Raw genomic sequence first — 12,340 nt, forward strand, 5'->3', positions numbered from 1 at the left:
CTTTACTCCTCGTCGAACGGTCCGATCGCGGTCGTGCTTACCAGTTCTTCCTTAAGGATCTTGTTGGCAAGCGCGACGATCGCATCGTTGGTAACCGCGTTGATCTTCGTTAGGGTTTCATCGATCGGAATATCTCGGCCATGGTTGAGCTCATTGCGGCTCATCCGCATCATTCGTCCGCTCATCCCTTCCAGCGCGAGCACCATATTGCCGCTTAGGTTCCGTTTCGTGCGTCCGAGCTCATCGTCGTCCAGGCCGGAAGCCATGACCTTGTCGAACTCGATCCGGACGAGCTCCTGGACCAGCGGCCACTGCTCGAGGCTGGTGCCGCCGTAGACGGCATAGGCGCCGCCGGCGCCGTAGTTAAGGGTGTAGCTGCCGACCGAGTAGACGAGGCCGCGCTTCTCCCGAATTTCCTGGAAAATGCGGCTCGACATGCTCCCCCCGAGGGCGGCGTCGAGGACCACCATGGTGTACAGGTCGTCGTCGTAAATGGAGGTGCCATCGGTGCCGATGCAGAAATGGACCTGCTCGACATCCTTGCTCTCGAGGGAGATCCGTTTCGTTCCGGAGGGCCGGGTCGGCTGAGCGTCCTGGGAGGTGTGCGGGATCTTTCCCAGTGTTTCGCGGGCGGCATCCAAGACGACCTGGGGGTCGATATTTCCCGCCACAGATAGAAGAACGTTCTCTGCGCGGTACCGGCGGTCCATATAAGCCTTGATATTCTCGCGGGTGAACGAGCTCACCGATTCGGGAGTGCCGATGATCGGCCGGCCGAGGGGATGGTCGCCCCACCGGTTGTGCAGATGGAGGTCGTGGACGTGGTCGCCCGGCTCGTCCTCGCTTCGCTTGATCTCTTCGAGGACCACTCCCTGTTCCCGCTTCAGCTCGTCGGGATCGATCAGAGAGTGGAGCATCATGTCGCTTAGGACATCCACTCCGTTCGCCACGTCGTCGGCGAGGACGCGGCAGTAGTAGCAGGTCGCTTCCTTGTCGGTAAAGGCGTTCAGCGAGCCGCCACGACCTTCGATCGATTCGGCGATCTCTTTAGCGGTGCGGCGCTCCGTCCCCTTGAAGAGCATGTGTTCGATCAAGTGGGTAATGCCTGCCTCGGATTCGTGCTCATGGCGGCTGCCGGTGCGGCACCAAAGGCCGATGGCGGCCGACTTCACATGCCCGACTGGCTCGACCAAGACGCGGACGCCGTTGTCGAGGACGAATTTCTGTATATCGCTCATAAGGGGTTGCTGAGTTTAAGGGAGAGGGCTCCCAATCTGTCGACCGCGATGTGCACCTCGTCGCCCGGTTCTAGTACGACTGGCTCGCCATCCGTTTCCGTTATAGGCCCAAACGCGAAGATGTCGCCGGTCCGCAAGGTGCAAGTCTGGCTGGCGAAGCTGATCGCCTGGGCGAAAGTGAATGGAATGTCCCCGGTGCTGCCTCGCTGGCGTTCGACGCCGTTAACTCGAAGTACCGAGCTTAGGGCGTGGCGCCGTCCGAACTGGGCGGTTTCCACCTCATCTTCGAGCTCGTCCGGAGTAGTGAGGACGGGGCCGATCGCGGCGCCGAGATCGTGGGACCGGCCGATCGCGCTCGCGGCGAGGTCGGCCCGCTCTTCGGTCCGGTCGACGAGCATCGATAGGAGGGTGAAGCCGAGGATCAGGTCATCGGCGTCCGCAAGGTCTACCCGGTACGCGTCGGCGACGATCACGGCGGCGATCATCGGCAGGATGCCCATCTCCACCGTCGACTCGGGCGGGTTGATCAACTGGCTTGCGCCGACGAGCGAACCGGGATTGCCATAGAAGAATCGAGGCTCCGAAGCGTCGACGAATTCGTTTAGATCTGTGCGGAAGATACGTAGGCTGGGGGCGTGCGGAATCGGTGAAAGGGGGCGAACGGCTTCCGCCTCGTGCACGGCCACGGCCTGAGCGCCATCCGTCTCGTAGATCTTGCCGCTGTACACCATCCCGGACCGGGCTTGGCCCGGAGAGCTCTTTAGCTCAAAGCGGCACAATTTCACTTCGAGAGAATACCTGGGGGGAGGGCGTTGGGGCGTTAGGCGCTGAGCGTTAGGCGGTTGGCGGTGGAAATGTCCAAAAGCTAACAACGCCCAACGCCCACCGCCTAACGCGCCCCTAATTTCTTGCCGCTTTTTGTTTGCTCCACGAAGCTGGTATCTACCCGTTTGACATGCACCGTAAGTTCAGGTAGGATGCCCATTACCACGAGCAAGGAGAAAGCTTAGGAGAACCCATGCCCCTCAAGATTTTGGTCTGCGACGACGAGCGCCACATTGTGCGCCTGATCCAGGTGAACCTGGAGCGCCAGGGGTACGTGGTGATCACCGCGTTTGACGGTAAGGAGGGCCTTGAAAAGGTTCGATCCGAGAAGCCCGACCTGTGCGTTCTGGACGTCATGATGCCGTACATGGACGGTTTCGAGGTCCTGAAGAACATCCGTAAGGATCCGGAGACGGAAAACCTGCCGGTGATCATGCTTACCGCCAAGGCCCAGGACAAGGACGTGTTCGAGGGCTATCACTACGGCGCCGACATGTACCTCACCAAACCGTTCAACCCGATGGAGCTAGTCACCTTCGTGAAACGCATCGCCGCCGGCAGCTCCGACCCGGCGGGCGGCGGCAAGCGCTACGACCTGTAGAGAGCCACCGGCATCGATAAAAAGGGATGAGCGGATTTTCGCTCATCCCTTTTTTTGATGCCTTCGGAGCCTTCGGAGCCTTCGGAGCCTTCGGAGCCTTCGGAGCCTTCGGAGCCTTCGGAGCCTTCGGAGCCTTCGGAGCCTTCGGAGCCTTCGGAGCCTTCGGAGCCTTCGGAGCCTTCGGAGCCTTCGGAGCCTTCGGAGCCTTCGGAGCCTTCGGAGCCTTCGGAGCCTTCGGAGCCTTCGGAAGTATTTTGCATTACCCTAAATCTCCCACGCTCCGATAGCTCCGAAGCGAAGCGCTGCTCCGAACGCTCCCCGCGAAGCGGGCTCCGATGGCTCCCCGCTACGCCCAGCTCTTCGACAGGTCGACTTCCGCGGCAACCACCGCTTTTTTCTCGTATCTCGAGGTGGCGATGTGCTCTTTGAGGGCGGCTTCGTATGCAGCGGCATCGAGTGGGATGTCGATGGTTCGGTCGGTCCAGGCGGAGAAGAGCATGGCGTTGGCTAGCTCTACCGAGTGGATCCCCTCGGGAGCGGGGGCTAGGAGCGGTTTGCCATCGAGGATGGCGTCGACGAAGTTTTGAACCATTTCGACGTGCTGGCCGCCGTACCCGTCGACCTCAATCTCAGTGACGCTCGTTGGAACCGACGCGAAAGACTCCGGCGACGTCTCGAGAACCTCTCGGACGGACTGATTCGTCCGGGTGAACAGGATCTTCCCGTCTTCGTAGACCAACTTTCCGCGGTCCCCGACGATCTCGAGGCGGTTGGTGCCGGGCGCTTCGCCGGTCGTGGTCACGAAGACGCCGGTTGCGCCGTTCGGATACTCGAGGTATGCCGTAACCTCGTCTTCGACTTCGATATCGTGGTATTTGCCCCACCCACAGTAGGCGCGGACGCGGCTTGGCATGCCGCAGATCCACTGGAACAGGTCGAGGTTGTGCGGGCACTGGTTGAGTAGCACGCCACCCCCCTCACCCCGCCACGTGGCCCGCCAGCCGCCGCTGGCGTAGTAGGTGGCGGTCCGGAACCAGTTGGTGATGATCCAGTTGGTGCGCTGGATCTCCCCAAGTTCGCCGCTTCGCACGACGCGCCGGATCTCTTGGTAGTGGGGGTCGGTTCGCTGGTTGAACATTGCTCCGAAAACCAAGTTGGTCTTCGCGTGGGCGTCGATCATCCGCTGGGCATCCGCTTTGTGAACGGCGACCGGTTTCTCGGTAAGGACATGGACGCCGTTCTCAAACGCATCGATCGCGATGGTCGTGTGGTCGTAGTGAGGCACCGCGATCAGGACGGCATCGATATCGCCGCTCCGGATCATTTCCCGGCTGTCGCCGAATTGCTTGAACTGCGGATATTTCGCGAGCTTCGCCTCATCGATATCGCAGACAGCGGTGAGTTCGCACCGCTGAACCTTCGACATTTGGGCCACATGCCCCGATCCCATATTTCCCAAACCGACAACACCGAGTCGAACCATGGAGTTCATCTTATCCCGGTTGGCGGTTGACGATTGACGAACCGGAATTCGGGGAATCGTCAATCGCCAATTGTCGATCGAAAGGTTGACTAGTCCACCGACTGCGTAAAGACGGCCTTGATGACTTCGTCGGGGGTGGTCCAGCCGCTCATCACTTTGTCGCGGCCATCCTCGAGCATCGTGCGATACCCCTGCTTTCGCGCGGCGGCCGTGAGCTCGGCGAAGTTTTCGCCTCGCGCGATCGCGGCGCGGAACTCGGGGGTGCCCAGCACCAGCTCGAATACTCCGATTCGGCCTTTAAAGCCGGTACCACGGCAATCCTGGCAACCCGCCCCCTTTCCGAACCGTCCAGTGGAGAGCTCTTCCGCGGTGAACTTGAGCGTGTCGATCTCGTCTTCGGTCGGCTTGTAAGGCTGGCGGCACTTGGGACAGTTCAGACGAACCAGACGCTGGGCAAGGATTCCGACCAAAACGCCCGCGATCAGGTACGGCTCGGCGTTCATGTCGACCATACGGCCGATCGTTTCCACGGCGTTGTTCGTGTGGAGCGTGCTCATGACGAGGTGGCCGGTAAGGCCGGCCTGGATGCCGATACCGAGCGACTCGGCGTCGCGCATTTCACCGACGAGCATCACGTCCGGGTCTTGCCGCAAGAAGGTGCGCATGACCTTGGGAAACGTCATTCGCTCCGTGACCTGCACCTGGGCGATGTATTTGTCGTACTCGTATTCGATCGGGTCCTCGACCGTGACGATGTTTCGCTGCTTGGAGTCGAGGGTGTGGAGGGAAGCGTAAAGGGTGGACGTCTTACCGGAACCGGTAGGGCCGGTAACGAGGATCAGACCGTACGGCATCTGGACCGCCCGCCGCCACTTGTGCAGCACTTCCGGCGGCATCCCCAGCTTGGTCATGTCGACCTTCATCGCCATCGGGTCGAGAAGACGCATAACGATCTTCTCGCCGTTCAAACACGGGATACAAGAGACACGAGCGGAGAGCCGCCGTCCCAGATACTCCATGTCGATGCGGCCATCTTGAGGTTCCCGGTTCTCGTCGATCCGCATCCCCGCGGCCAACTTCAGACGGGCAAGCACGTTCTGCGCCTGCTCGGTGGGGAGCTGGCCGGTATCGTGCAACACGCCGTCTTGGCGGTAGCGGATCTTGAGCTGATCTCGCTCGGGCTGAAGGTGGATGTCCGAGGTGCCGGTATCCAGCGCGTTCATAAAGATCGAGTCGGTGATGCCGACCGCGATCGACATCTCTTCGCCGCCCATTTCGCGGATATTTCCCTGCTCGCGGAGAACGAGGCGGAACCGCTTGGCGGCTCCGTAGTTGGTCTGTGATACTTCGATTCCGGCCATGTCGCTGTTTTGCTTACGGAACTCGCGGTTTTCCATCCAAGACTCCCTTGGACGCAATCCTTCCCACGTTTCCCAATCCTAGACGTTACTATACGTGCCACTCCGTTCGATCAGATACGGATTGCGGGGGGAATGGCTGGAAATGGGGGTTCGGGGCGCTGGGCCTTAGGGCGTTGGGCGTTGGGCGTTGGGCGTTGGGCGTTGGGACAGAGCCTCGTTAGCAGGACAGAGTTAGATCCGGGTTAACGCCCAACGCCTTCCGCCCCCTGCCACACCGCCGATTAGCTCATCGTAAGTTATACTGCGAGAAACATTTTTCTCCCCTTGAGCAGCGTGGCTTGAGCGGGGTGTTTGCCGTCTATGGTCACGGCCTACGACATCAGCCACGATTGGGAAGATCCCGAAGAGCTGCACGGTTTGCTTCAGTCAATCCGTGAGCAGCGGCATGATGCCAACGTCCGGCGAATTCGGTACGCCTACTTCCTGGCCGAGCAAGCCCATAAAGGGCAGACCCGCTCCTCCGGCGAGCCGTACATCATCCACCCGTTGGCGGTTGCGCGCATCCTCGTCGACCTTCGGATGGACGACGACTCGATCTGCGCCGCGCTGCTTCACGACGTCCTAGAAGATTGCCCCGAGGTCACCGCGGAGCAGCTTCTACGGATTTTCGGCGAGGACGTTCTGCACCTGGTGGAAGGGGTGACCAAGCTCAAATTCACCCACCAGGAGATGCTTACCGACCGCCAGCGGGCGGCGGCGGAGACGACGCGGACCGCGGAGACGCTCCGCAAGATGCTGTTGGCGATGGCCCAAGACTTCCGGGTCATGGTCATCAAGTTGGCGGACCGGCTGCATAACATGCAGACCCTCGGGGCGCTGCCTCCCGAAAAACGGACAAGGATCGCCTCCGAGACCTTGGACATCTACGCGCCTCTCGCGGCCCGACTCGGAATCTGGCAGATCAAGTGGCAGCTCGAGGATCTGTCGTTCCAGGCGCTCCACCCGCACGAGTACGCGGAGGTTCGGGAACGGGTCTCGAAGACTCGAAAGCAGCGCGAAGACGAACTGCAAGAGGCTATCTTGGTCCTCAAGCGACGGTTCGAGGAGCGCGGGGTCAAAATCGTAGAGATCCGCGGACGCCCGAAGCACCTTTACTCGATCTTCAACAAGATGGTGAAGCAAGGGGTGAAGTTCGAGGAGATCTACGACCTGCTTGCGCTCCGCATCATCGTCGAGTCGATTCCGGACTGCTACGTCGCATTGGGCATCGTCCACGAGGCTTACGGGCCGATCCCGTCGCTGTTTTACGATTACATCGCCAGACCCAAGCCGAACGGGTACCAGTCGCTGCACACCAAGGTGCTTGGCCCGAGCAGCCAGCCGTTGGAGATCCAGATCCGCACCTTGCAGATGCACGAGATCGCCGAACACGGCGTGGCCGCCCACTGGACATACAAGGAAGGGAAGACTTCGATCGACGAGACGAAGCGTCTCTCACGCCTTCGCGAGCAGCTTTTCGACTGGTCTTCGGATTCCCGGTCCTCGTCCGATTTCCTCCGATCCGTTTCGACCGACCTCTTCGCGGAGCAGGTTTTCGTGTTCACGCCCAAAGGGGATGTCATCGACCTTCCCAAGGACTCCACTCCGGTCGACTTCGCGTTCCGGGTCCACACGCAGCTTGGGCTGACATTGGTTGGGGCGAAGATCAACGGGTCGATCGTGCCGTTGCCGACGAAGCTTCAAAACGGCGATGTCGTGGAGCTGATTACCCGCTCCAACGCACAGCCGAGCCTCGATTGGCTGGAATTCACCAAGTCGGCGCATGCTCGGAGCCGGATTCGGGCCTTCTTCCGAAAGATCACGAAGACCGACGACGCCCAGCGGGGCAAAGAAGCCCTTGATAAAGAGCTGAAGTCGCTCGGGCTGGATCCTCGCCAGTACCTCGGCGACAAAGAAGTGCAGCGGGTCGCGGACCAAATGGATTCCTGCGAAGGCCCGGCAGACGTCTTCGCCCGGGTCGCCACCGGTCAGATCTCGGTGCAAAGCGTGGTTGCAAAACTGCGCGGGACGGTCGTGGAACAGCCGACCGCGGATACGATCCAGCTCACCAAGACCAAAGAGGGCAAGGTCGCGCTGACCGCGGGCGGGATGGAAAACGTCCTCGTTTCCCGCGGGAAATGTTGCAATCCTATTCCGGGAGACGAGGTAGTCGGCTACGTCACCCGCGGGCGGGGAATCGTGATTCACCGAAAGGTCTGCCCGAACGCGATGGCGTACCAATCGAGCGAGCCGGAGCGGCTGATCCCGTACAGTTGGCCGCCCGACGGCAACGTCTACACTGTCGGCCTCAAGATCGTCTCGATCAATCGAACCGGATTGCTGATGGACATCTCGACCGTACTTGGGGAGTCGAAGACCAACGTGTCGGCGCTCAAGGTGAAAACGCTCCAGAATCACACCGCCGAGATCGACCTGACGATCGACGTTCGGGATACCGAGCACCTGTCCCAACTCATGGCGAAGATATCCAATTTCGGCGACATAATTTCCATCCTTCGAATGTTCGGCCGCGTCGCGAAATCGTGACCCCGATCACCCGAAAGCGCGAGCTTTAGCTCGCATGCGAGGTCGACTTATGGTCATTCACAAATTGGGTTGACATTCATCTTGCCCGTAGCCCGTGGCTTTAGCCGCGGTTCTAGGCTCCTCCGGGGATAAATCCCCGGGCTACGGGTGAACCTGGATTGTCAATCTATTTTGTTGGTGACCATAAGCCGGCGCTCCCTATTAAGAGATCGCCCGTTGCCTCAGCATGTGGTCGACGAGGACGAGGGCGACCATTGCCTCCACCATCGGCACCGCTCTCGGCAAGACGCACGGATCGTGACGGCCGCGGCCTTGGAGCGTGGTGTTCTCGTGCTCGACGGTTACCGTGTGTTGCTCGCGCATAACGGTTGCGGTCGGTTTGAACGCGGCACGGAGAAGGATCGGCATGCCGTTGGAGATGCCGCCCTGAATTCCGCCCGAATTGTTGGACCGGGTCGTGACGCGCCGCTCGTTGTCCGCCTCGTATTCGTCGTTGACCTCCGTGCCGCGGAAGTCGGTCATCCCAAAACCCCCGCCGATCTCGAACCCTTTGCAGGCGGGGAGCGACATTACGGCCTTGGCGAGGTCCGCCTCGAGCTTATCGAACACCGGCTCGCCCCAACCGGCGGGAACACCGCGGGCTACGCAAGCAATCGTCCCTCCGATCGAATCTCCGTCCTTGCGAACCGACTCGATCAGCTCGATCATCTGGTCGGCCATGGCTGCGTCGGGGCATCGGACGATGTTCGACTCGACGGCTTCGCGGCTGACCGAAAGGGGATCGACGGAGGCGGTTAAGCGGTGGACTTTCTCGACCCAGGCGACGACCTCCACGCCGGACGACGCGAGCACCTTTTGGGCGAGTGCCCCGGCGGCGACCCGTCCGATCGTTTCCCGCGCGGAGGCTCGGCCTCCGCCGGACCAGGCGCGAATCCCGTACTTCTGATCGTAGGCAAAGTCGGCGTGCGAGGGACGGTACTTCGTCCGCATCTCGTCGTAGTCGCGCGAACGCTGGTCTTCGTTTCGAACCAGCAAGGCGATCGGGGTGCCAAGGGTAACGCCGTCCAGCACTCCGCTGAGGATCTCAACCTGGTCCGCCTCTTTGCGCTGGGTGGTGATTTTCGACTGGCCGGGGCGGCGCCGGTCGAGCTCCGTCTGAATCTCCTCCGCCGTGATCGGAATCCGTGGCGGACACCCGTCGATCACGACTCCAACCGATGGCCCGTGCGACTCGCCCCAAGTCGAAATCCGAAACAAGGTGCCGAACGAACTCGCCATCGCTTGATTATGAGCCTTCCGAGCCTTTCGACTCCGGCCGCTCCGGCCGCTCCGGCCGCTCCGAAGCGAAGCGTTGCTCCGCATGCTCCCCGCGAAGCGGGCTCCGAAAGCTCCCCATAGCGCCACAATGCAAACGTGCATCCCGAGTTAGACATTGCTCAAGTACGGAAGGCGGTTCGAGTTGGGAGCATCCTGTTGGGGATCCTGGTGGTGGCCGGGATTCTCTTCTCGACCGTTAAGCCGTACACGACGTACCTCTGGTTCGCCCACGATGTGCGGCAGCCCCAGATATTCTCGATCGGATACAGCGCCCGCGGTTGGCTTTTCCTGGCCAGCTTCGGCATCGCCTGGGTCGTTCTTTACGCGAATCTCCATCGTGCTTTGGGAGTGACGCTCGTTTTTCTGCGAGCTCCGGAAACGTCCGGGCAGGTGCTGATCGCCAACACCGTTCAATGGATCCAGCAGCGGGGGCGATCGATTCTTTGGTACGGAGCGCCCGCCTTCGCGTTCTTCACCGCCGTTGGGTTCTCCAACGAGTGGAACACGCTCCTGCTTTGGAGAAACGGCGGTTCGTTCGGCGTCAAAGACCCGATGTACGGCCTCGATATCGGCTTTTATGTCTTCACGCTGCCCTGGTATCGAGCCGTCGTAAACGGGGTTTTCTCCCTTTTCTTGCTTACCACGGTGCTTTGCATCGGAGTTTACGTCGGGTTGCAGGCGCTCTCTTCGTTGGCGAAGATCGAGCTAAGCCGCCCCGGCTTTCGGTGGCATGTGAGCGGACTCCTCGGCGCCACGCTGCTCGTGTTCGCGGCTCAAACTTGGCTTAAAACTTACGAAGCCGGTCTGATCGACTCTGGACAATTCACGGGCGCCGGGTACGCGGCTGCGCAAGCGGTGGTAGCGGCCCGGATCTTTGCGGTTTTGGTCGCGCTCCTGGGGGTGGCGACCATCGTCTTCGCTCGAGTTGGCAAGCCTTACGGCATTCCGATGGGTGGCGGAATCGGAGTGGTGATCTTCTACGCCGGTGGAGTGGTCATCTATCCGTGGCTCGTGCAGCGCCTGGCCGTCGACCCGAACCGCTTGGCCAAAGAGGCTCCTTATGCGGCTCGTGCCATCAAGATGAGCCGGTACGCTTACGGTCTCGACAAGATCGAGACTCGCGATTTCGATGTCCAGAAGTCGCCATCGGCGGAGGAGATCAAGGCTTCCGGCGATACGCTGGCGAACATGCGGCTTTGGGATCCCGAGGTTCTCAAGCAGTCGCTCCAGAGGCTCCAGGCGATTCGGCCGTACTACTCCTTCTCGGATGTCGACATAGATCGGTACCAGATCGACGGGAAGCAGACGATGCTGATGCTGAGTCCGCGCGATATCGATCTCGACGGTCTCGATGCCGGCGCTCGGAACTGGACGAACGAACGGCTCCGGTTCACCCACGGGTACGGGGTGGATGTTTCGCAGGTCAACGCGGCCACCGCGGATGGGCAGCCCGCGCTGCTCGCCCAAGATATTCCGCAACGGACCAATCCTAATCTGCCGATCACTCAGCCCCGGCTCTACTTTAGCGACCTGCGCGACGCCTCGCTCAACCCGGTCGACGAATACGCCATCGTGAACACCGGAGAGCCGGAGCTCGACTACCAGACTCCGACCGCCTCCGAGACGCATCGGTGGCAGGGCGGACGTGGCGTTCCGATCGGCGGGTTTCTCTCCCGGCTTGCCTTCGCCATCGCGCTCGGCGACGGCAATCTCTTGGTCTCCGGAAACATCGGCGCCGATTCTCGACTTCTCGTGCGCCGCAATGTCATCGACCGGGCGTCGACCCTGATGCCGTTCCTCCGGTTCGACCGCGATCCGTACCTCGTTTTGCTGGGAGGGAAGTCGGTCTGGGTTTTGGATGGGTACACGACCACCGACATGCTGCCGTATGCCGAGATGGTGAACGCGTCGAACGGCGGACTCAACTACATCCGGAACTCGGTGAAGGTCACGATCGATGCCTATACCGGCGAAGTTCGGGCCTACGCGATCGAGCCGGATGAGCCGGTCTTGCGGGCGTACCGCAAGATCTACCCCGGTTTGGTCCGCGATATCGCGGAAGCGCCTCCCGGCCTGCCGGCTCACTTCCGGTACCCGGAAGATATGTTCGCCCTTCAGTGCGCGCAACTGACGAACTACCACGTCGTCGACCCGACCTCGTTCCTCAGCAACGCGGACGGCTGGGATATCGCGGCGGAGCGAGATTTGAGAGGGATCAAAGCTCCCATTCCGCCCTACTACGTGCAGATGCGGCTGCCGGACGAGCCGCAATCCGGCTTCTTACAGATCCTCCCGTTCACCCCGCGCGGGCGCCCGACGATGAGCGGATGGATTGCGGCTCACTGCGATCCTGGGCAGTATGGACGACTGACCCTTTATCGCTTCGCGACCGGGATTCCGATTCCGGGACCGGAGTTGATGGAAGGGAATTTCACCTCCACGCCCGAGATTTCGAACATCAACCGTCAATTCAACAACGAGCAGAGTGAGATCGTCGTGGGGAACCTGCTCGTAGTTCCGATCGGGCACAGCGTGATGTATGCGGAACCGCTCTACCTGCGGAGTAAGGCAACCGGCATCATGGCCGCCCCCCGCCTGTTTCGCGTGATTCTTGCCCTGCCCGATCGAATCGTCGTGGGAGACAGCTACGCGGATGCGCTGACGAAGCTGTTCGGCACCGCGGAAGAACCCCCCGTCGCCACTGGACCCGGCGTCCCCCCTTCGAAGGGGACAACTTCGGTCGACCGAAAGGCGGTTCAGAAGGCTCTAGAGATGTTCGAGCAGGCCGACGCAGCCTTAAGAAAGGGCGATTTCGCGAAGTACGGCGAATACCAGAAGGAGCTTCGAAAGAGGTTGCAAGAGTTGGCAAAGTAAGCGGCGCCTTCGACGTGGCACAGGCGACGTGGCACGGGCGGCTCGTCCGTGGGTA

At 61.0% G+C, this 12,340-nt stretch carries 9 protein-coding genes; 3 read left to right on the forward strand and 6 right to left on the reverse strand.

The features are described from left to right. Window positions 1-2: 2 nt before the first annotated feature. A complete protein-coding gene (locus OP10G_RS17135; protein WP_038473278.1) occupies window positions 3-1,238 on the reverse strand; it encodes a M16 family metallopeptidase in 1,236 nt (411 codons plus the stop codon). After that, window positions 1,235-2,023: a fumarylacetoacetate hydrolase family protein gene (locus OP10G_RS17140; protein WP_144241213.1), complete on the reverse strand. Its 789-nt coding sequence runs from the start codon at window positions 2,021-2,023 to the stop codon at window positions 1,235-1,237. The genes OP10G_RS17135 and OP10G_RS17140 overlap by 4 nt, the downstream gene beginning before the upstream one ends. Window positions 2,024-2,256: 233 nt before the next feature. Between OP10G_RS17140 and OP10G_RS17145 the strand changes: the two genes are divergently transcribed. Continuing rightward, on the forward strand, window positions 2,257-2,664 hold the full coding sequence (locus OP10G_RS17145) for a response regulator transcription factor (protein ID WP_025229212.1): 408 nt from the start codon (window positions 2,257-2,259) through the stop codon (window positions 2,662-2,664). Here the strand turns inward: OP10G_RS17145 and OP10G_RS26975 are convergent. The 3 genes from OP10G_RS26975 to OP10G_RS17160 all read right to left on the reverse strand — a co-directional run bounded on the left by OP10G_RS26975 (window position 2,652) and on the right by OP10G_RS17160 (window position 5,544). After that, complete coding sequence (locus OP10G_RS26975; RefSeq protein ID WP_084179450.1) at window positions 2,652-2,924, reverse strand: hypothetical protein; 273 nt, start codon at window positions 2,922-2,924, stop codon at window positions 2,652-2,654. The genes OP10G_RS17145 and OP10G_RS26975 overlap by 13 nt on opposite strands. An 86-nt stretch (window positions 2,925-3,010) precedes the next feature. Continuing rightward, window positions 3,011-4,210, reverse strand: coding sequence for a Gfo/Idh/MocA family protein (locus tag OP10G_RS17155; RefSeq protein ID WP_227624964.1), 1,200 nt, complete (start codon window positions 4,208-4,210; stop codon window positions 3,011-3,013). A 26-nt stretch (window positions 4,211-4,236) separates the two neighbouring features. Next, window positions 4,237-5,544, reverse strand: a complete 1,308-nt coding sequence (locus OP10G_RS17160) for a GspE/PulE family protein (protein ID WP_025229209.1) — start codon at window positions 5,542-5,544, stop codon at window positions 4,237-4,239. A 324-nt stretch (window positions 5,545-5,868) separates the two neighbouring features. On the opposite strand from OP10G_RS17160, the gene OP10G_RS17165 reads away from it, so the two are divergent. Further along, window positions 5,869-8,094, forward strand: a complete 2,226-nt coding sequence (locus OP10G_RS17165) for a RelA/SpoT family protein (RefSeq protein WP_025229208.1) — start codon at window positions 5,869-5,871, stop codon at window positions 8,092-8,094. A 201-nt stretch (window positions 8,095-8,295) separates the two neighbouring features. Here the strand turns inward: OP10G_RS17165 and aroC are convergent, their stop codons facing one another. Further along, entirely contained in the window at window positions 8,296-9,372 is a 1,077-nt protein-coding gene (gene aroC, locus OP10G_RS17170; protein ID WP_025229207.1) for a chorismate synthase, read from the reverse strand. A 135-nt stretch (window positions 9,373-9,507) separates the two neighbouring features. On the opposite strand from aroC, the gene OP10G_RS17175 reads away from it, so the two are divergent. Then, entirely contained in the window at window positions 9,508-12,285 is a 2,778-nt protein-coding gene (locus tag OP10G_RS17175) for a UPF0182 family membrane protein (protein WP_025229206.1), read from the forward strand. The last annotated feature ends 55 nt before the right edge of the window (window positions 12,286-12,340 follow it).

The sequence above is a fragment of the Fimbriimonas ginsengisoli Gsoil 348 genome, assembly GCF_000724625.1.
Lineage (GTDB): Bacteria > Armatimonadota > Fimbriimonadia > Fimbriimonadales > Fimbriimonadaceae > Fimbriimonas > Fimbriimonas ginsengisoli.

Excerpts from the sequence above, each read along its gene's own strand:
- OP10G_RS26975 (WP_084179450.1), bottom strand. The coding sequence starts at position 2,924 with ATGCAAAATACTTCCGAAGGCTCCGAAGGCTCCGAAGGCTCCGAAGGC.
- OP10G_RS17135 (WP_038473278.1), bottom strand. The coding sequence starts at position 1,238 with ATGAGCGATATACAGAAATTCGTCCTCGACAACGGCGTCCGCGTCTTG.
- OP10G_RS17145 (WP_025229212.1), top strand. The coding sequence starts at position 2,257 with ATGCCCCTCAAGATTTTGGTCTGCGACGACGAGCGCCACATTGTGCGC.
- OP10G_RS17160 (WP_025229209.1), bottom strand. The coding sequence starts at position 5,544 with ATGGAAAACCGCGAGTTCCGTAAGCAAAACAGCGACATGGCCGGAATC.
- aroC (WP_025229207.1), bottom strand. The coding sequence starts at position 9,372 with ATGGCGAGTTCGTTCGGCACCTTGTTTCGGATTTCGACTTGGGGCGAG.
- OP10G_RS17165 (WP_025229208.1), top strand. The coding sequence starts at position 5,869 with ATGGTCACGGCCTACGACATCAGCCACGATTGGGAAGATCCCGAAGAG.